This is a genomic window from Pseudomonas sp. G5(2012), assembly GCF_000408945.1.
Taxonomy (GTDB): domain Bacteria; phylum Pseudomonadota; class Gammaproteobacteria; order Pseudomonadales; family Pseudomonadaceae; genus Aquipseudomonas; species Aquipseudomonas umsongensis.
Genome location: NZ_APIO01000050.1, coordinates 1 through 19155, shown reverse-complemented (window position 1 = coordinate 19155; position 19155 = coordinate 1). Strand labels below are relative to the sequence as shown.

The 19155-nt window shown below is 62.3% G+C and carries 15 protein-coding genes; 7 read left to right on the top strand and 8 right to left on the bottom strand.

All coding sequences use genetic code 11. The features are described 5' to 3' along the window. Nucleotides 1–103 precede the first annotated feature (103 nt). The gene (locus PG5_RS16850) at nucleotides 104–1045 is read right to left on the bottom strand and encodes a LysR family transcriptional regulator (RefSeq protein ID WP_020798327.1); all 942 of its coding nucleotides are present in this window, start codon (nucleotides 1043–1045) and stop codon (nucleotides 104–106) included. Between the two features lie 112 nt (nucleotides 1046–1157). On the opposite strand from PG5_RS16850, the gene PG5_RS16845 reads away from it, so the two are divergent. Further along, nucleotides 1158–2339: a fumarylacetoacetate hydrolase family protein gene (locus PG5_RS16845; RefSeq protein WP_020798326.1), complete on the top strand. Its 1182-nt coding sequence runs from the start codon at nucleotides 1158–1160 to the stop codon at nucleotides 2337–2339. Nucleotides 2340–2387: 48 nt separating this feature from the next. Then, complete coding sequence (locus PG5_RS16840; RefSeq protein WP_020798325.1) at nucleotides 2388–4175, top strand: IlvD/Edd family dehydratase; 1788 nt, start codon at nucleotides 2388–2390, stop codon at nucleotides 4173–4175. A gap of 108 nt (nucleotides 4176–4283) precedes the next feature. Here PG5_RS16840 and PG5_RS16835 read toward each other — a convergent pair whose 3' ends face one another. Then, on the bottom strand, nucleotides 4284–4721 hold the full coding sequence (locus PG5_RS16835) for a thioesterase family protein (protein ID WP_020798324.1): 438 nt from the start codon (nucleotides 4719–4721) through the stop codon (nucleotides 4284–4286). Next, nucleotides 4718–5869 carry an iron-containing alcohol dehydrogenase gene (locus PG5_RS16830; RefSeq protein ID WP_020798323.1) on the bottom strand — a complete coding sequence of 384 codons (1152 nt, stop codon included), beginning with the start codon at nucleotides 5867–5869 and terminating at the stop codon, nucleotides 4718–4720. Before PG5_RS16830 ends, PG5_RS16835 begins: the two co-directional genes overlap by 4 nt. A 292-nt stretch (nucleotides 5870–6161) precedes the next feature. On the opposite strand from PG5_RS16830, the gene PG5_RS16825 reads away from it, so the two are divergent. After that, nucleotides 6162–7721, top strand: a complete 1560-nt coding sequence (locus tag PG5_RS16825; protein WP_020798322.1) for an acetolactate synthase large subunit — start codon at nucleotides 6162–6164, stop codon at nucleotides 7719–7721. Nucleotides 7722–7767: 46 nt separating this feature from the next. Beyond that, nucleotides 7768–9096 carry an MFS transporter gene (locus PG5_RS16820; protein ID WP_020798321.1) on the top strand — a complete coding sequence of 443 codons (1329 nt, stop codon included), beginning with the start codon at nucleotides 7768–7770 and terminating at the stop codon, nucleotides 9094–9096. Nucleotides 9097–9270: 174 nt separating this feature from the next. On the opposite strand, the gene PG5_RS16815 is transcribed toward PG5_RS16820, so the two are convergent. Beyond that, on the bottom strand, nucleotides 9271–10455 hold the full coding sequence (locus PG5_RS16815) for a S9 family peptidase (RefSeq protein WP_020798320.1): 1185 nt from the start codon (nucleotides 10453–10455) through the stop codon (nucleotides 9271–9273). Between the two features lie 243 nt (nucleotides 10456–10698). Here PG5_RS16815 and PG5_RS16810 point away from each other — a divergent pair, with 243 nt between their 5' ends. Continuing rightward, entirely contained in the window at nucleotides 10699–12207 is a 1509-nt protein-coding gene (locus PG5_RS16810) for a wax ester/triacylglycerol synthase family O-acyltransferase (protein WP_020798319.1), read from the top strand. Nucleotides 12208–12487: 280 nt separating this feature from the next. Here PG5_RS16810 and PG5_RS16805 read toward each other — a convergent pair whose 3' ends face one another. The 4 genes from PG5_RS16805 to PG5_RS16790 are packed head-to-tail and all read right to left on the bottom strand — an operon-like array spanning nucleotide 12488 to nucleotide 15457. Next, complete coding sequence (locus PG5_RS16805) at nucleotides 12488–13315, bottom strand: SDR family NAD(P)-dependent oxidoreductase (RefSeq protein WP_020798318.1); 828 nt, start codon at nucleotides 13313–13315, stop codon at nucleotides 12488–12490. 27 nt (nucleotides 13316–13342) lie between these two features. Next, on the bottom strand, nucleotides 13343–13762 hold the full coding sequence (locus PG5_RS16800; RefSeq protein WP_020798317.1) for a MaoC/PaaZ C-terminal domain-containing protein: 420 nt from the start codon (nucleotides 13760–13762) through the stop codon (nucleotides 13343–13345). 10 nt (nucleotides 13763–13772) lie between these two features. Then, nucleotides 13773–14213, bottom strand: coding sequence for a MaoC family dehydratase N-terminal domain-containing protein (locus tag PG5_RS16795; RefSeq protein WP_020798316.1), 441 nt, complete (start codon nucleotides 14211–14213; stop codon nucleotides 13773–13775). Between the two features lie 56 nt (nucleotides 14214–14269). Then, the gene (locus tag PG5_RS16790; RefSeq protein ID WP_020798315.1) at nucleotides 14270–15457 is read right to left on the bottom strand and encodes a lipid-transfer protein; all 1188 of its coding nucleotides are present in this window, start codon (nucleotides 15455–15457) and stop codon (nucleotides 14270–14272) included. Nucleotides 15458–15780: 323 nt separating this feature from the next. Here PG5_RS16790 and PG5_RS16785 point away from each other — a divergent pair, with 323 nt between their 5' ends. Together PG5_RS16785 and PG5_RS16780 are read left to right on the top strand one after the other, a co-directional pair. Beyond that, the gene (locus PG5_RS16785; RefSeq protein ID WP_042955452.1) at nucleotides 15781–17649 is read left to right on the top strand and encodes a DUF1302 domain-containing protein; all 1869 of its coding nucleotides are present in this window, start codon (nucleotides 15781–15783) and stop codon (nucleotides 17647–17649) included. A 25-nt stretch (nucleotides 17650–17674) separates the two neighbouring features. Beyond that, complete coding sequence (locus PG5_RS16780) at nucleotides 17675–19045, top strand: DUF1329 domain-containing protein (protein WP_020798312.1); 1371 nt, start codon at nucleotides 17675–17677, stop codon at nucleotides 19043–19045. Nucleotides 19046–19155 lie beyond the last annotated feature (110 nt).

Below are 19155 nucleotides of genomic sequence, written 5' to 3'. Positions count from 1 at the left end.
CGCAGCAATGGATATGTACTCCGACAACAATCGCCCACAGGGGATTGGGGGCATCTACAAAAAATCACAAATTTCTGCAGGTCTATCCGCATTGCGATCGTTTTCAACTCGCCGCCAGCCGGGCGTTCTCTTTCAATATCTCGGCAAACTCCAGGGCTGGCCCCAGCAGTTGCTCGCCCTTGCGCGTGAGGATGCCGTAGTCCTGTGGCACCAGGTGCAGTGGTGTATCCAGGGTCTTGAGCTGGCCGCTCTTGAGCAGCGGATCGACCATGGCATGGGGCAGCATGCCGATCATTGGCCCGCGTTGCAGCACCTGCAGGAAGGTCTGCATGGAGATGGTATCGACGGTGTTGCGAGGCATGCCCACGCCAGCTTCGGCGAATGCCAGTTCCATGCGGCCGCGAATCGGCGTGCCTACCGGGTAGAGAATCCACGGCAAGTCCACCAATTGCTGCAATGAGAGAGGTCCGGCACCGGCCAGCGGATGACGGTCGTTGACCACGATGCAGAACGGTTCGGGCGCCAGCGGCTGGAAGTCGTAGCGCTGCTGCTGGGTTTGATCGGTGAACCGGGCGATGGCCAGGTCGAGGTTTTTTTCCTCGAGCATTTTCATCAGGTGGTTACTGGTTTGCTCCACCACCTCGATCGACAGTAAGGGCCAGCGTTCCTTGATCTGCAAAATGGCCTCGGGCAAGGCCACGGCGGTGGCGGCGAAAATACCGCCAATCCTGAGGTGGCCGTGACCACCCTCGCGCAGGCTGCTTATCTGTTCGACAAACGAACGTGCATCGTTCAGGGCAATCTGCGCATAGCGCAGCACATGCTCACCGAGCGCCGTGGGCGGCATGCTGCGCGGCAGGCGTTCGAACAAGGCAAAACCGAGCAGGCTTTCGATTTCCTTGAGCATCTTGCTGATGGCCGGTTGGCTGAGATTCATCTGTTGCGCTGCCAGGTGCATGTTGCGCGTGCGCCCGAGGGTATCGATCAGCTGCAAATGCCTGAATTTGAGCCATCCGCAAACGCTGGAAAATGAAAGTTCCGACATGGGCACCCCTCGTCGAGCAATAACTGCACGTTATCGAATACTGAAATTATCTCATTGGAGTTTATCGACTGTGCGCCCTAGCGTGAAGCCTTTACGAACCAGGAAGATTGCCATGTCGCTGATGCTTACTCCCGAAAACACCCTGCCGGTCGATGGCGTGGCCGGTACCTTGATCGGCCGTGCCTGGGTGCCGGGGCGAATCGCCGGCCCTTCGCCGATCGTCCTGCGCGCCGACGGCGTATTCGACCTGTCGGAGCGCTTCGCGACCTTGAGTGACTTGCTTGAATCCGATGCCCCGCTCGCGGCAGTACGCCAGACCCCCGGCACTTTCATCGCCAGTGTCCAGGACCTGCTGGCCAACACCGGCCCCGGCACCGATCCGTCCAGGCCTTACTTGCTGGCGCCCCTGGATCTGCAAGTGATCAAGGCGGCCGGCGTGACCTTCGCCGCCAGCATGATCGAGCGAGTGATCGAGGAGCAGGCCGGTGGCGATGCCGCCAAGGCCGAAGCTGTGCGGGCCACCGTGCACGGCGTGATCGGCGACAACCTGCGCTCGATCGTTCCGGGATCGGAACAGGCCATGCACTTGAAAGCCTTGTTGATCGAACAGGGCATGTGGTCACAGTATCTGGAAGTGGGTATCGGGCCGGACGCGGAAATCTTCACCAAGGCACCGGTGCTGGCCTCTGTGGGCAGTGGCAGCCGAATTGGCATTCACCCCGGATCGCAGTGGAACAACCCGGAACCGGAAGTGGTGCTGGCGGTCAACAGCCGCGGGCAGATCCACGGTGCCACCCTGGGCAACGACGTCAATCTGCGCGACTTCGAAGGCCGTAGCGCGCTGTTGCTGAGCAAGGCCAAGGACAATAATGCCTCCTGCTCGATCGGGCCTTTCATCCGCCTGTTCGATGAGCATTTCAGCCTGGACGATGTCCGCGCCTGCGTGGTCGACCTTGAGGTACAAGGCGAGGACGGCTACCGCATGCACGGATCGAGTTCCATGAGCCAGATCAGCCGTGACCCACAGGACCTGGCCGACCAGACCCTCAACGCCAATCACCAATATCCCGATGGTTTCCTGCTGTTTCTCGGTACCCTGTTCGCTCCGACCGAAGATCGCGATCATGTCGGCAGCGGTTTCACCCACAAGGTGGGAGACCGGGTCAGTATCAGCAGCCCATTGCTTGGTCGTTTGCACAACGAGGTGACACTCAGCTGCGAAGCAACGCCATGGACCTTTGGCGTGAGTGCCTTGCTGCGTAACCTGGCCTCCCGTGGACTGCTTGCACGCTGATGCCGCAAAAGAGTGTCGCTTCATCCAATTACAAGAGAGAAATGCATCATGAGTGATACGCCTGGACGTCGCCTGCGCAGCGAGCAATGGTTCAATGACCCTGCCCACGCCGACATGACTGCCCTGTATGTCGAACGCTACATGAACTACGGCATGACCCGTGAAGAGCTGCAATCGGGACGTCCGATCATTGGTATCGCCCAGACGGGCAGCGACCTGACGCCTTGCAACCGTCATCATCTGGAACTTGCGCAGCGGGTCAAGGCCGGCATTCGTGATGCGGGCGGGATCCCCATGGAGTTCCCCGTCCATCCGATCGCCGAACAGTCACGCCGGCCGACCGCCGCACTGGATCGTAACCTGGCCTATCTGGGGCTGGTGGAGATTCTCCACGGCTATCCACTCGATGGTGTCGTGCTCACCACCGGTTGCGACAAGACCACCCCGGCCTGCCTGATGGCCGCCGCGACCACGGATCTTCCTTCCATTGTCCTGTCTGGCGGGCCGATGCTCGACGGCCACCACAAAGGCGAATTGATCGGCTCCGGCACCGTGCTCTGGCATGCGCGCAACCTGATGGCCGCCGGGGAAATCGATTACGAAGGCTTCATGGAAATGACTACCGCGGCATCGCCTTCGGTGGGTCACTGCAACACCATGGGCACGGCCCTGTCGATGAACGCCCTGGCCGAAGCGCTGGGCATGTCGCTACCGGGTTGCGCGAGTATTCCGGCGCCGTATCGCGAGCGCGGGCAAATGGCCTACGCCACCGGCAAGCGCATCTGCGAACTGGTGATGCAGGATGTGCGGCCCTCGCAGATCATGACCCGCGAGGCCTTCGAAAATGCCATCGCCGTGGCCTCGGCACTGGGGGCATCGAGTAACTGCCCTCCCCACCTGATCGCCATCGCCCGGCACATGGGCGTCGAGCTGAGCCTCGACGACTGGCAACGCATTGGCGAAGACGTACCGTTGCTGGTCAATTGCATGCCGGCCGGCAAGTACCTTGGCGAAGGTTTCCATCGCGCCGGCGGCGTTCCGGCGGTGATGCATGAACTGAAAAAGGCCGGGCGCCTGCACGAAGACTGCGCCACGGTCAGCGGCAAGCGCATTGGCGAGATCGTCAGCAGCACGCTGACCAGTAACGCCGATGTGATCTACCCCTTTGAAACGCCACTCAAGCACCGCGCAGGTTTCATCGTGCTCAGCGGCAACTTCTTCGACAGTGCGATCATGAAGATGTCGGTGGTGGGTGAAGCCTTTCGCAAGACCTACCTGTCCGAGCCTGGCGCGGAAAACAGCTTCGAAGCGCGGGCGATCGTGTTCGAAGGGCCGGAGGATTATCACGCGCGGATCGACGACCCGGCGCTGGACATCGATGAGCGCTGCATCCTGGTCATTCGCGGTGCGGGCACCGTGGGCTACCCGGGCAGTGCCGAAGTGGTGAATATGGCGCCCCCGGCAGCGCTGATCAAGCAAGGTATCGACTCCCTGCCCTGCCTTGGCGACGGTCGCCAGAGCGGCACATCGGCCAGCCCTTCGATCCTCAACATGTCGCCGGAAGCGGCCGTGGGCGGTGGCCTGGCGTTACTGAAAACCAACGACCGCCTGCGCGTGGACCTCAACGCCAGATCGGTGAACCTGCTGGTCGACGAAGCCGAAATGGCCCGCCGCCGCGCCGAGTGGACGCCCAACATCAAGGCTTCGCAAACCCCTTGGCAAGAGCTTTACCGGCAACTGGTCGGACAGCTGTCCACGGGCGGCTGCCTGGAACCGGCCACCCTGCATTTGCGCGTCATTGCCCGAAGCGGCGGCGAACCACGGCATTCGCACTGACGGCTGTTGCGGCAGCTGCCGTCCCTGTGATCGTGGATACAAACCCATCAACACCACTGTGCGCTATGCACAGTGGCGTCGATGGACTATTCGAAACCACGTTGGTGATCAGTCGACAAGCCGGCGCAACGCCTCCCGTACCCCCTCAGGTATCGCGACCGAGACGTTACTCGCGCGATCGACGTACACATAGACGACATAGCCCAGCGCCGACGCTTCGGATTCGTCGTTGCGGAAGATGCCCAGCTCGTAACGCGCACTGCTGTTGCCCAGGTGGCTGATGCGCAAACCCACCGTCACCACGTCGGGAAAGGTGATGGGTGAAAGGAAAGTGCAGCTCGACTCGACGATCAGGCCGATGACCGGGCTGCTGTCGATGTCCAGGGTACCCTGCTCCACCAGGAAATGACTGATCGCCGAATCGAAGAACGAGTAGTAGACGATGTTCTGCACATGACCGTAGGAATCGTGGTCACCCCAACGTGTGCCGAGGGTATAGAAGCACCGGAAATCTTCGCGTCGGGGACGGTAGGCCTTGCTGCTCATAGCACCTCCCGGTAGATGGCCAGGACGTCCGCCTGGCTTACCGTGCGCGGGTTGTTGCCGAGCAGGCGCGCTTGCTTCATCGCATCCTCGGCCAGTGCCTGGATATCGGCCTCACCGATGCCCACGTCGCGCAAACGGGTCGGCAATTGCAGTTCACCGGCCAGCCCGCCCAGATAATCGGCCAGGGCGCGTGCTCTCTGCAGTTCGCTGCCCGTCTCGTTTGGCAGCACGATCTCGGCGAGCTGCGCGTAGAGTGGCGCTGCCGCCTCCAGGTTGAAGCGCATCACCGCACCCAGCACCAGCGCGTTGGACACCCCGTGCGGCACATGGAAACGCGCGCCAATCGGGTAGGCCAGTGCGTGCACCGCAGCCACCGGTGAGTTGGCAAAGGCCATGCCGGCCAGGCATGCACCCAGCAACATGTTCTCCCGAGCGACCAGGTCGGCACCCTCGTGACAGGCTTGATGCAGGCTACCGCAGAGCAGGCGCAAGGCATCTTTGGCGAGGCAATCGGAGAGCGGGTTTTTCAGGTGGCGACTGGTGTAGGCCTCCACCGCATGGACCATGGCATCAATACCGGTCGCGGCAGTGATATGCGCTGGCAACCCCAACGTCAGTTCGGCATCCAGCACCGCCAGGTCTGGCAACAGGGATGGCGAGATCACCACATTCTTTTCACCGGCACCGGTGGTGACCACCGAGACAGCGGTAACCTCAGAGCCAGTACCGGCGGTGGTGGGCACCAGGATCAGCGGCAGGCGTGCGCCCTTGCTCTGGTTGATGCCATAGATCTGCGCCAGCTCCTCGCCGCCGCGCAACAGCAACGCAGCCAGCTTGGCGGCATCCAGCGAACTGCCGCCACCAAATCCGACCACGCAATCGGCGCCGCAAGCCCTGCCCGCTTCAACCGCAGCGAGAATCACTGCCTCTGGCGGGTCGGCCAGTACCTCGGCAAATACCTGCACCGGCACGCCCGCTGCAGCAAAACCACTCAGCACCGGTTCGAGCAACCCGGCTGCCATGACGCCCGCGTCGGTCACCAGCAGCACAGAGCTGGCCCCCAGGTCCAGCACCTGCGTGGCAAGACGGGTAGCGGCACCGCGCTCGATGATGATCGAGCGGGTGGTATTGAATGCCATCGATAGCATCGCAAGGGTTCTCCAGTTTTGGTTTTGACGACCTCCGCTCGTCTGGCGTGAGGCTCCAGACCGATACCGTAGAGGTTCGTCTCAATCCCTCTCCCCCCTCCTTCAGAGTGGGGGCCACGTTATCCGGAGGCGTCGCTGAGCCTATTTCCCAAAAAACGAATAAACCTATTTTTTTCATAGGGTTGGCAGCACGACAACGACCACCCGAATCCGGAACGAACGCACTCGCCCGATCCCTATACTCGCCCTACGAACGACCTCGCCTACAACAACAAGTCCAAGAGGAATACACATGAGCAACCGTTGTGCGCCAATCAATGGTGCCGAAAGCCTGGTACGCACGCTGCTGGAAGGTGGAGTGGACACGTGCTTCGCCAATCCCGGGACCAGCGAAATGCATTTTGTTGCCGCGCTCGACCGCGTCCCCGGCATGCGCTGCGTGCTGGGCCTGTTCGAAGGCGTCGTTACCGGCGCGGCGGATGGCTATGCGCGCATTGCCGGCAAGCCTGCGGCCACGTTGCTGCACTGCGGCCCCGGCCTGGCAAACGGCCTGGCCAATCTGCACAACGCGCGACGAGCGAACTCGCCGGTCATCAACATCATTGGCGACCACGCCACCCATCACCGCCAGTACGACACGCCACTGACCGCCGACGTCGAAGGTTGGGCACGTCCCGTCTCGGTCTGGACGCGCACCGCTACAGAGGTTGGCGCGGTCGGAACCGCCGCTGCGGCGGCGATCCAGGCTGCCTGTACCGCACCGGGCGGCATCGCCAGCCTGATCCTGCCCTCTGATGTCAGCTGGGATGCAGGCGGCCAGGTCGCAGCACCCATGCCGTCGATACCCGCGCCACGCGTTTCCCCCGATGTGCTGCTGAATATCGCCCGCACCTTGCGCAGTGGCCGGCCCAGCCTGTTGCTGGTGGCCGGTCGTGCCCTGGCAGAGGATGCCATGGCCGATGCCCAGCGCATCGCGGCGGCGACAGGTGCGCAACTCTTCTGTCCGGTGCAAAACGCGCGCATACCCCGCGGGCGCGGGCGCTTCGAGATCGAGCGGATACCCTACTTCGCAGACGCCGCCCGCGCCCGGCTCGACGGCATCGCCAATGTCATCCTGGTCGGCGCCCCGGCACCCGCGAATTTTTTCGCCTACCCGGGCAAATCCTCGCGGCCCTATGCAGACGATGCCACGGTCCACGTGCTGGCGCGCCCGGAAGAGGACCTGGCCGATGCTCTGCGCCGCTTGGCCGAGGAGCTGGCAGCGCCGCCGCTGACCTGCCCCCAGACCGCTGCCGAAACCCAACTCGGCAGCGGCCCGCTGAGTTCCGCAGCGGTCGCCCAGTCACTCAGTGTCCTGCTGCCGGAACATGCGATCGTGGTCGATGAGGCCGCGACCTTTGGCCATGCGTTCTATCCAGGAACCCGGCATGCCGCACCCCATGACTGGCTGCAGAACACCGGTGGCGCCATCGGTCACGGCCTGCCTATGGCCCTCGGCGCCGCGGTCGCCGCTCCCGAGCGACGGGTAGTCGCCCTGCAGGCCGACGGTTCCGCCATGTATACGCCGCAGGCACTGTGGACCATGGCCCGCGAGCGGCTCGACGTCACCGTAGTGATCCTCGCCAACCGCAAGTACGCCATCCTCCAACTCGAACTAGCCAACGTCGGTGCCACGGCCGGTGCGACCGCCATGAACATGCTCGATCTCGGCAACCCGGACCTGGACTGGGTGCAGATCGCCACGGGCATGGGTGTGGAAGCGGCAAGGGCCGACACCATGGAGCGTTTCAACGAACTGTTCGCCATGGCCAATCGCCGACCGGGGCCGTTCCTGATCGAGCTCGTCGTGTGAACAACCTCAAGTCTCCCAATCACCACTATCCGCGTCGGAGCGACACATGAATGACACCCTCTCGCAGTATCCAGACATCGCTAGCGCAGACCCTGGCACGAGGCGCGTCTACGCCAAGGTGCTGTGGCGGTTGATGCCCTTCCTGATGCTGGCGTTCATCGTCAATGCCATCGACCGTATAAACCTGTCGTTTGCCAAGCTGCGCATGGCCGAGGACATTCTGCTCAGCGACGCTGCCTACGGTATCGGCGCGGGGATTTTCTACCTCGGCTATATCCTCTTCGAGGTCCCCAGCAACCTGTATATGCAACGGGTCGGCGCTCGCCGCACCATCACGCGCATCATGTTGCTGTGGGGCATGGTCACCGTGGCGACGGCCTTCGTCACCACGGCCAACCAATTGATCGCCGCACGGTTCCTGCTGGGCATGGCTGAGGCCGGGTTCTTTCCGGGAATAATCCTGTACATGACGTACTGGTTGCCAGCGTCCTTGCGTGGGCGGGTCACGGCCGGATTGTTGATGGCGGGCATGATGGCCGGGATCATTTGCGGACCGCTGTCTGGCGTGATCATGACCCACCTGGATGGCTGGCTGGGGTTCAAGGACTGGCAAATGCTGTTCATCCTGACCGGCGCGCCCACCATTCTACTGGGCATCTTCGGCTGGTTCTGGCTGACTGACCGTCCCGAGCAGTCCAATTGGCTGACCGCTGAAGAAAAGCGCCAGATCGCCCAGGACATTTGCAGTGAGCCGGGCGCGGTTGGCAGTCACTTCGGCGGCGTGCTGCGCGAGCCTCGAATGTACATCGCCGGACTCGTCTACTTTTGCATCTACAGCGGTTCAAACACCGTGACCTACTGGATCCCGACGCTGATCCGCGGCTTCGGCCTGGAAGACCTGAAGCTGATCGGCATGCTGGCCGCCCTGCCCTTTATCGTCGCGGTGTGCGCCATGTATTTGCTGGGGCGCAGTTCCGACCGGCATATGGAACGCCGCTGGCATCTGGGCCTGACCATGATCGTGGGTGCGGGCAGTTTTGCCCTGCTCGGCCTGGCGCAGGGCAATGTGGTGCTGTCGATCTTTCTCATGAGCTTGGGCTCCGCTGCTGCGCTGTCGGCAATACCGCTGTTCTGGACGATCCCGCCGGCTTTGCTGAACAAGGCCGGTGCGGCAGGTGGCATTGCAGTCATCAGCAGCCTGGGCAACCTTGCCGGCGTGCTCAGCCAGGCCGCTGTCGGCTCGATTAAATCCGCCACTGGCAGCCTGTACCTGGCGTTCGATGTGATGGCGCTCGTGATGGTGCTAGGAGCGCTGGTGTTGCTGATCGGGATACCGGCTCACGCCCTGAAGGATCGACGGGATTCCAAGGCATAAACCATAACCTTTAGGAGCGAGCCTGCTCGCGATGAGTGTGAAGACGCCGAGTTCATCCAGGAATCCGTGTTTTCGTTAACGTCCATCGCGAGCAGGCTCGCTCCTACAGGGGTATCGGGTTATGCCGAGGAACTTGGGAAACGCGGCATCTTGTAGGAGCGAGCAGGCTCGCGCCTACAAGGTGCCAGCGTAACGATCCATCAATTGACCCATGCGTGCCAGGTACTCACCCCGGCCCAGATGCAGGATGTGGTTGCCCGCAAACCAGTGCATCTCGCTGCCCGGCCAGTGCTGGTGCAGCAGGCGCACATGTCGTGGCAAGGTGACCCGGTCTCCCGCGCCGCCGATGACCAGCATGCGCTCGCCGTCCAGGCACGGGGCGTAGGTCAGCGGGTTGTGCACGGCCAATAACCCGCGCATTTGCGCCACGCCAATGCCCTGGCTGCGCATCAGCCGGGAAAGCAGTAGCCCCGTGGGTTGCCACTCAAGGAACGCATCGATCGGGCTGACCGCGGGCACAATCGGCACGCACCAGGCCAGGCGCTCGTCAACGGCCGCCAGCAGCGCCGCGGTGTAACCTCCCAGGGAAATGCCCGTCACACCGATCTGCTCGACGCCACGCCCCTGCAGATAACTGATGAACACCCTCAGGTCGTGGATCGCATGCAGCGGCGCCTCGTTAAACGCCGCCAGCCCACTGCCGAACAGTCCCTGGCCGCTGAACCAGTTACCGCGTTCGGCGCGCGGGCCGTGGTGCGGAAACGTGAATAACAGGACGTCGTAGCCGCGTCGGTAAAAACCGGCCAGCGACAGGACGTGGGCATTGATCCAGTGCGGGTCAGCGGCGAAACCATGGATGACGATCAGCGTCGGTCGCGGCCGATCGCCATGGCACCAGTGCTGCGCATGTGCGTAGGCGTTGCGCTGCATGGACTCGAACTGCGGGCGGGCGTACGGGTTGAGTGGTTTGAATGGGCTTGCGAAACGCAACTGCAGGCGGCGGATGTCCTTGCCGGGCAACTCGCGCTGCGCGATCACGATGTCCTTTGGCGGCGGCAGAAATACCCGCGAGGCGTCGGCGGCGCGCGCCAGCGGTTCGTAGAAACTCAGTGCCTCGAATTCACGCTGCAAACGGCCAGGCCTGGATAGCGTCGCCAGGGCGCTTGCCGCGACCGTAGTCGACAAGGCGGTGCGCATCACTCGTTCGATAGCGGCAGTGCCATGGATCTTCAAGGGGTGTCGGGGATCCAGTTCAGTGCCATCGGCCTGCCGCCAGAAGTCTTCGGGCAAACGCTCCCACCAGGGACTGAGTGAATCGCCTGACTGTTGCACACTCGCGCAGCGTTCTTCAATCAACACACAAAACTCCTCTGCGGCCGAGGGTCAGCTTGCGCGTCCCGACGACGCGCACAGGCCCCTGCGACAGCGTGCAGGATAAAGACCGCGCCAGCCAGGTACTCCCCCCCTTTTGCAGGGGGACCGGGCACCCGCAGATCGACGAATCTGACAGTCGTCGACCTTCGTCGCATTGACGGGGCCCGGACGAGCACGATCGACAGCTCTCGGGCATTCCACAACTACTACCTAGCGAGAGCCTCAACGATGAGCAAACTGAGCGGGTTAGACGCCCTGTTCCTGAAAGTCGATCGTCCGCATGCCGCGTCGCACTGCACCATGATCTACATCTACGATCAGTCCACGGTAGAGGGGCAACGCCTCGGCTTTCGGCAGATCGTCCAGCATATCTCCGAGCGCCTGGACGTCTCGCCGGTGTTCAAGCGCAAGATCGTCCAGGTGCCCTTCGGTCTCGGTTATCCCTATTGGGTGGAAGACGATCTGTTCGACATCGACTTCCACGTTCGCCATTTCGCGCTGCCCAAACCGGGCGACTGGCGCCAGTTCTGCATCATGGTGTCGCGTATCCATGCCCGCTCCGTGGATCTTTCCCGGGCACCCTGGGAGATGTACGTCATCGAAGGCCTCGACAACATCGAGGGCATCCCCAAGGGCAGCTTCGCCATTCTCACCAAGACCCACCACGCTGCGATGGATGGCGCCGCCGCAGCGGAACTGACCTGGGCCCTGCACGATGTGGCCGGCGCGCAGGGCAAGCCCGTTGCAGTGGTGGACAAGGCGAGCGCAGCGGAGAGCTTGCCGACGGGCCGGGGACCGCTGGACACGCTCAGCCGCATGCTGACCGACAACGCCATGTCCTGCGCGCGCATGGCCCTGCCGTTGGCGCGCGTGCTGCCCAAGCTCACCATGGCCAGCCTGCGCAAAATGGCCTATTCGGTATTGGGCTCCGAAGGCGGCGCGCCGCGCACCCGCTTCAACAGTAACGTGACGTCCAGCCGGGTCTGGGATTCGGTCACGCTCGATCTGGGCGTAGTGAAACAGATCAAGAGCCTGGTGCCCGGGGCCACGGTTAACGATGCGGTACTGGCCTTGGTCGGCGGCGCGATGCGTCGCTACCTGATCGCGAAGGATGAACTGCCAGAGAAATCGTTGGTGACCCTGGCACCGGTCAACACCCGCCAGGGCAATGAAAGCGTCGCCGCCGGCAACACTGTGTCAATGCTGACCTTCCCCCTGCGCACAGACATCGAAGACCCGGTCGCCCGCCTGGAGGCGTTGCAGGTTGCCACCTCGCAATCCAAGGCGATCCAGAATGCAGTTGGTGCAAGCGACCTGACCAACCTGCAGAAATTCGCGCCCCCCGCCACCCTGGGCCTGGCCGGTCGCCTGGCGACGTTGATGGGCATGGGCGGCAAGGGCCCGGTGATCCTGCACAATTGCATGGTGACCAACGTCCCCGGCCCCAATGTGCCGCTCTACATGCTCGGCGCCAAGCTGGTGTATTGGTGCGGTGTCGGCCCGCTGGTCGATGGACTGTCGTTGATCTGGAACCCCTCCAGCTACTGCGGGAAGATGTTCATTTCACTGACCAGCTCACCGAACGTCGTTCCCGACCCGGACTTTCTCGCGCAGTGTCTTATGGATTCGTACGAGGAGATGAAGGGCTTGGCACAACAGGCACCGAAGGTAGCGAAAGGTCGACGCGTTGGCCGAAAACCGCTCGCACCGAAGGTTGAAGACAAGCAGGCGATCTGACTGCAGGCCTGATGCCTCATGATCGTTCCCACGCCGAGCGTGGGAACGATCAAACCGGCGCGCGAGGCCCTGTAGGAGCGAGCATGCTCGCGAGGGTCTTCAACGATAACACTGGGCACCTGATACCCCTCGGTGCTCTCAGGCTCATCGCGAGCATGCTCGCTCCTACAGGTTCTACCAAGTGAGTAGCTGTAAAAGCGGAAACGCCAGCCGCCGAACCGGATATGTACACCATCGGGAACGCAGGCAAGGCGGAGCGCCGAAACGCCCCGCCCTGTACTCAGACGTTACCCAGACCACCGCCGCAGACCAGTACCTGGCCGCTGACGTAATCCGATTCCGGGATGCAGAACAGGTACACCGCGCCAGCAGCCTCCTCGGTGTTGCCTGGGCGACCCAGTGGAATCATGCTTTTGGACTGTTCGACAATGGCGGGGCTGATGCCCACCTTGATCTCGCGACCTTCGATGTTGATGAAGTGCGGGTCACCCTCCACCGGCTGGGTCTGGCGGGTTTCGATATGACCAAAGGCCACCGCATTGACGTTGACCTTCATGCGCCCCCATTCCTTGGCCAGGCATTTGGTCATGCCCAGCACGCCAGCCTTGGCCGTGGAGTAGTTGACCTGGCCTGGGTTACCGCCAGCGGACGTCGACGCGATATTGACCACCTTGCGATTGACCACTCGACCTTCGGCCGCCTCTTTCTTGGCCATGGCGCTGATGATCGGCTGGGCAGCGCGCAGGATGCGAAACGGCGCAGTGATGTGACAGTCGATGATCGCGTACCACTGCTCATCGCTCATCTTCTGGATCACGTTGTCCCAGGTGTAGCCGGCGTTGTTGACGATGATGTCAATGGCGCCATAGTTGTCGACCGCGGTCTTGACGAAGCGGTCGGCAAAGTCGGCCGCAGTGACGCTGCCGACACACGCAACGGCTTCACCACCCAGGGCACGGATTTGCGCAACCACTTCTTCAGCGGGGCCGGCGTCCAGGTCGTTGACCACGACGCGCGCGCCGTCGCTGGCCAGTTTAAGGGCGACACTGCGCCCGATGCCACGACCGGAACCGGTGACCAGGGCGACTTTGCCTTCGAGCTTTTTCATGGGGATATACCTTGTTTTTGTTGGATTTCAGGTGAGTGCCACGGTCGCTTCGCCGAGCAGTTTTTCGTCGCCGTACTGATTGACACAGCGAATCGCCAGGCGCGCACGTCGTTCGCCATCGACCTCGAACAGCTCAATGACCTTGCCGTGGCACGTGGGGATGTGACCCAGTTGGGTAATGCCGGTGAAGCGCACTGCCAGGCTGCGGATCTGCTGCTGCGGTATCCAGGCGGTGAGCAGGCGGCCGAGGTAGGCCACCGAGAGCATGCCGTGGGCAAAGACATCGGGCTGACGGGCCTTGCGGGCGAAATCCAGGTCGATGTGCACCTGGTTGTGATCACCCGAGGCGCCCGCATACAACGCCAGGGTAGTACGGTTGATAGCAGGTAAAACCAGCGGCGGCAGCTCAAAGCCGATCTGCACATCGTGCAGCTGGGGCAAGTTCATGACGGGTTCCTCAGCGTTGCACGAGTGAAGAGCGGATATCAGCGATGTGCTGACCTTCCTGGTTGGTGACACGGGTTTGTTGCACCACGAAGGTCAGCGCCCCGCCTTTCTTCTCGTAGACATCCACCACCCGGGTGTCGAAGGTGAGCACGTCGCCGGCATAGGCCAGGCCGTGATAGTCGAACCCCTGTTCGGCATGCAGGATGCGCCCCAGGTCGAAGCCGAATATGTCCTGGACGATATGGTCGCTGTCGCGCCCTTCGTCTTCCAGGCACATCAGGAAACTGGGCGGTACCGGCAATGAGCTGTGCCCGGCGTTTCGGGCGGCATCTTCGTCGGTGTACACCGGGTCGGTTTCGCCGATGGCCTTGGCGAAAAAGCGCAGGCGCCCCTTTTCAACTTCGCAAGTGGTCACGCCCAATGAGCGGCCGATCAGACTCTTGTCTGGCATGTCACGCAGTCCTCATTGTGAGAAAAAGGCGCGCCCTCGACAGGCACGCCGTGTCATCAGCCGCGGCCGAAAAGCGTCACGATGCCCGCGCCGCCCAAGCCCAGGTTGTGCTGCAAGGCGTGCTGGATATTGTCGACCTGGCGTTTGTCGGCGGTGCCGCGAAGCTGATGGGTCAGCTCGTAGCATTGGGCCAGGCCGGTGGCGCCCAGCGGGTGACCTTTGGACAGCAGACCGCCGGACGGATTGATCACCACTTGCCCGCCATACGTGTTGTCGCCGTCCATGACGAATTTTTCGGCACCGCCTTCCGGGCAGAAACCCAGGCCTTCATAGGTCAACAACTCGTTGTGGGCGAAGCAGTCGTGCAGTTCGCAGATGCGGATGTCTTCCGGGCCGACGCCCGCTTTTTCGTAGACTTCAGTGGACGCCTGACGAGTCATGCCAACGCCGACGATGCTGATCAGCGAACGCGGTTCGAAAGCTTGCGGCTGGTCGGTCACCAGGGACTGGGCCAGGATGCAGACATCGGTACGCAAACCGTGTTGTTTGGCGAAACGCTCAGAAACCAGAATGGTTGCAGCACCGCCACAGGTCGGCGGGCACGCCATCAGACGGGTCATGACGCCCGGGAAAATCACCTGGTCGGCCATGACTTCTTCGGTCGTCAGTACCTTCTTGAATACCGACAACGGGTTGTTCGCACCATGGCGGCTGGCCTTGGCGCGAATGGCGGCGAAGGTTTCCATCTTCGTGCCGTATTTCTCCATGTGCTCTTTGCCCGCGCCGCCGAAGAACTTCAGGGCGTCCGGCATTTCACGGCCTTCAGGGAAGATCGCGTCAGCCACTTCATGGCCCTTGCCATACGTGATCGGCCGATCAAGCCAATGGGATTTGAGGGCGCCGGGCTGCATCTGCTCAAAGCCAAACGCCAGTGCGCAATCCACCGCACCGCTTTCCACCGCCTGGCGCGCCAGATAGAGCGCGGAAGAGCCGCTGCCGCAGTTGTTGTTGACGTTGATTACCGGAATACCGGTCAGGCCCACCTCGTAGAGCGCCGACTGGCCGCTGGTGGAGTCGCCGTACACATAACCGGCGTAGGCCTGCTGCACCTTGCGGTAATCCAGGCCGGCATCCTGCAGCGCCTGGCGAATGGCTTGCGCGCCCATCTCGACGTAGGTACCGCTCTGGCCGGGCTTGGCAAAGGGGATCATGCCGACACCGGCAACAATTACTTTCTGGGACATCACTTTCTCCAAGGTCAGTTATCAGGCCTGTGCCGCACGCCCCAGCCTGGAGCGAGCGCAGCAAACCGTCGAACGATGGTCACGTACACCGCACGCCCCCATACCCCCTCCGGTGGAGGGGGCTTCAAGGCCATGCGCAAAGCAATCGGGGGGCGCGACCAGTGGAGGGGGATCCCCCCCCACTCGAGGGGGAGGCACAAAAGGCAGTGGCGTTAGCGTTGCGTGGCGGTACACAAGAACAACAAGATCAAAGGGGTAACCAACACGTGACTTTCGCAAGACATAAGAGCTCCCGACGCCAGTGGTCCACCACCACTTTTCCCATCGAGTTGCGCCCTCACCTGCTGGCCTTGGCCGTGGGCCTTGGGTCGTGCGCCGGTGCCAACGCTGTCGACTTCCAGATCGGCGAAATCGAAGGTCAGTTCGATTCATCCCTATCCATCGGTTCCAGTTGGGCCGTACGTGGGCCTGACCCCAAATTCATCAACGCCGCCAACACCCTTGGCCTTCGGGGTGAATCGGCCACTCGCACAGCGGATGACAACCGGCAGAACTTCAAGAAGGGAGAAACCTTCTCGAAGATCTTCAAGGGCGTGCATGACCTTGAACTGAAGTACGGCGACAGCGGCGTCTTCGTGCGCGGCAAGTATTGGTATGACTTCGAACTGAAGGACGAGCACCGTCGGTTCTACGACATCGACGACAGCGGCCGCGATGACCTGGCCAAGTCTTCGGGGGCGGAGTTCCTCGACGCCTTCATCTATCACAACTACAACCTGGGCGACCTGCCGGGCAACGTGCGCCTGGGTAAACAGGTGGTGAGCTGGGGCGAGAGCACCTTCATCGGCAACTCGATCAACAGCATCAACCCGGTCGACGTCGCCGCCTTGCGCCGCCCTGGCGCGGAAGTGAAGGAAGGCCTGATCCCGGTCAACATGCTCTATTTGTCCCAGGGCCTGGCGGAGAACCTTACCGTCGAGGGCTTCTACCAGATCCAATGGGCCAATTCGGTGGTCGATAACTGCGGCACCTTCTTCGGTTCCGATCCCCTGCCCCAGGGCTGCAACGATCGCCTGGTGTTCGCCGGCCCCGACCTCGCCCCAGGCGTAGCCAACAACACCGCGACCGCGGCGCAGATTCTCAGCGGCCGCGTGGTGGACGACGTCTACATGCCCCGCGTCAAGGACAACGATCCGCGGGACAGTGGCCAATACGGCATCGCCTTGCGCTGGTTCGCCCCGGACCTGCACGACACCGAGTTCGGCTTCTATGCCATGAACTACCACAGCCGCAACCCTTACCTTAGCTTCAAGCAAACCACCGTCGCGCCGATCACCGCGGCCCAGGTGGGCGCCCTGCCACCCGCTGCACGGGCACTGGGCGTGGCGCAGAACCAGTTCGACCGGGTACGTGCCGCGCGCTACTTCGTCGATTATCCGGAAGACATCCGCCTTTATGGGCTGAGTTTCCAGACCACCCTGGGCGAAACCTCCGTCGGTGGCGAGCTGAGCTACCGCCCGAACATGCCGCTGCAAATCAACACCGCCGACCTGAACCTGGCAGCGATCCAATCCACCGATACCAATTTCACTACCCAGACCTCTCCGGTCTTTACCTCCGGCGAAACCGCGCAGGCGCTGGGCGGTGACCTGCCTGGCTACAAACGGATGCCGGTGATGCAGGCGCAGGTGACGGCCACGCAGTTCTTCGATCAGATCCTGGGTGCCAGCCGCCTGACCCTGGTCGGCGAAGTCGGCTACAACCGCATCAATGGCCTTGGCTCGGCGGATGGCACCGATATCCGTTTTGGCCGTAGCCCGGTGTTTGGCGCCGGTGAATTCCCCGGTACCCAGAATGCCAGCGTCTGCGCCACCGCGACCAACCCGCAGAAGGAGTGCAACAGCCACGGCTTCTACACCACCGATTCCTGGGGTTATCGAGCGCGAGCGAAGCTGGACTACACCAACGTCATCGCCGGCATCAACCTCTCGCCGAACCTGGCCTGGTCCCATGACGTGGACGGCTGGGGCCCGAACTTCGAGGAAGGCGCGAAGGCCGTCAGCGTCGGCGTGGATGCCGACTACCTCTCCACCTACACCGCAAGCCTGAGCTACACGGACTTCTTCGGCGGCCAATTCAACACCACCACAGACCGGGACTTCGTCTCGCTCAGCTTCGGCGTCAACTTCTGAGCCGCAACAGACAGAGGGTACATCCATGAAAGCAAGCAAGATCATCACCTGCGCAGGCCTGGCGCTCTCCCTGCTGGCCAGCGGCGTCATGGCCGCCGTCAGCGAACAGGAAGCGGCACAGCTTGGCACTTCGTTGACGCCACTGGGCGCGCAAAAGGAAGGCAACGCCGACAAGAGCATTCCCGCGTGGGATGGCGGCCTCAAGCCCGGCGCCGCGCCGGTGGACGCCAAGGGTTTCCTGGGCGACCCCTTCAAGAACGAGAAGCCGCTGTTCACCATCACTGCGGCCAACGCCCAGCAATACAAGGACAAGCTGACACCCGGCCAGCTCGCCATGTTCCAGCGCTATCCGGACACTTACAAAATTCCGGTCTATCCCAGTCACCGTACCGCTGCGGCGCCTGTGGGCATCTACGCGGCCGCGAAGAAAAGTGCGGTCAATGTGCAGTTGGTCAACGACGGTACTGGCTTGGCTAATTTCGCCGATTCGCGTTACTACGCCTTCCCGATCCCCAAGAGTGGCGTCGAGGTCTACTGGAACTTTGTAACGCGCTTTCGCGGCGAGAACGTCGAGCGCTGGTCGGTCCAGGCGGTGCCGCAGGTCAATGGTGACTACACCATCGTCGAGACGCACGACCAGAACAGCTTCCCGCAATACATGGAGGGCGTGGACCTGCAAGCCGAGAAGAACATCCTCTATTACTACATTTTCGCCGTCGACGCGCCGGCGCGCCTGGCCGGCACGGTGTCCATGGCCCATGAAACCATCGACCAGGTCACCGAGCCGCGCAAGGCCTGGACCTACAACGCCGGTCAGCGCCGTGTTCGCCGCGCGCCACAGCTGGCCTACGATGCTCCTGGACTGGCCTCGGATGGCATGCGCACTTCCGACAACGCCGACATGATGAACGGCTCGCCCGATCGCTATGACTGGAAGCTGATCGGCAAGAAGGAGATGTACATTCCCTACAACAACTACAAGCTGCAGTCGCCAAACCTGAAGTACGCGGACGTCATCAAGCCTGGCCATATCAACCAGGACTTGACCCGCTACGAGCTGCATCGCGTGTGGCACGTGCAGGCGACACTGAAGGCGGGCGAACGGCATATCTACGCCAAGCGCGACATGTATTTCGATGAAGACACCTGGGTACTCTCCGAGGTGGACCATTACGACGGCCGCGGCCAACTGTGGCGCGTCGGTGAAAACTACACCTACAACAACTATGAAAAAAGCTTGAATGCACCTGCCGCCCAGGGGTTCTACGACCTTCTGGCCGGTCGCTACATCGTCGCTACCATGAGCAACGAAGCGAAATCGGCGCCTCAGTACGGCGCCCGCACCAAACTGGCAGACTTCACGCCGGCGGCGTTGCGTAACGCAGGTATTCGCTGACACAAGCAACACTGGTTGAACAGACGCCCCGCTTGCGGGGCGTTTTGCGTTTGCCGGCGTACATGATCGTTCCCACGCCCCGGGAACGCCGCCAGGGACGCTCCGCGTTC

Bases quoted from the DNA above. Each gene is read 5' to 3' on its own strand.
- PG5_RS16850 (WP_020798327.1), bottom strand. From the start codon at position 1,045: ATGTCGGAACTTTCATTTTCCAGCGTTTGCGGATGGCTCAAATTCAGG.
- PG5_RS16845 (WP_020798326.1), top strand. From the start codon at position 1,158: ATGTCGCTGATGCTTACTCCCGAAAACACCCTGCCGGTCGATGGCGTG.
- PG5_RS16840 (WP_020798325.1), top strand. From the start codon at position 2,388: ATGAGTGATACGCCTGGACGTCGCCTGCGCAGCGAGCAATGGTTCAAT.
- PG5_RS16835 (WP_020798324.1), bottom strand. From the start codon at position 4,721: ATGAGCAGCAAGGCCTACCGTCCCCGACGCGAAGATTTCCGGTGCTTC.
- PG5_RS16830 (WP_020798323.1), bottom strand. From the start codon at position 5,869: ATGCTATCGATGGCATTCAATACCACCCGCTCGATCATCATCGAGCGC.
- PG5_RS16825 (WP_020798322.1), top strand. From the start codon at position 6,162: ATGAGCAACCGTTGTGCGCCAATCAATGGTGCCGAAAGCCTGGTACGC.
- PG5_RS16820 (WP_020798321.1), top strand. From the start codon at position 7,768: ATGAATGACACCCTCTCGCAGTATCCAGACATCGCTAGCGCAGACCCT.
- PG5_RS16810 (WP_020798319.1), top strand. From the start codon at position 10,699: ATGAGCAAACTGAGCGGGTTAGACGCCCTGTTCCTGAAAGTCGATCGT.
- PG5_RS16805 (WP_020798318.1), bottom strand. From the start codon at position 13,315: ATGAAAAAGCTCGAAGGCAAAGTCGCCCTGGTCACCGGTTCCGGTCGT.
- PG5_RS16800 (WP_020798317.1), bottom strand. From the start codon at position 13,762: ATGAACTTGCCCCAGCTGCACGATGTGCAGATCGGCTTTGAGCTGCCG.
- PG5_RS16795 (WP_020798316.1), bottom strand. From the start codon at position 14,213: ATGCCAGACAAGAGTCTGATCGGCCGCTCATTGGGCGTGACCACTTGC.
- PG5_RS16790 (WP_020798315.1), bottom strand. From the start codon at position 15,457: ATGTCCCAGAAAGTAATTGTTGCCGGTGTCGGCATGATCCCCTTTGCC.
- PG5_RS16780 (WP_020798312.1), top strand. From the start codon at position 17,675: ATGAAAGCAAGCAAGATCATCACCTGCGCAGGCCTGGCGCTCTCCCTG.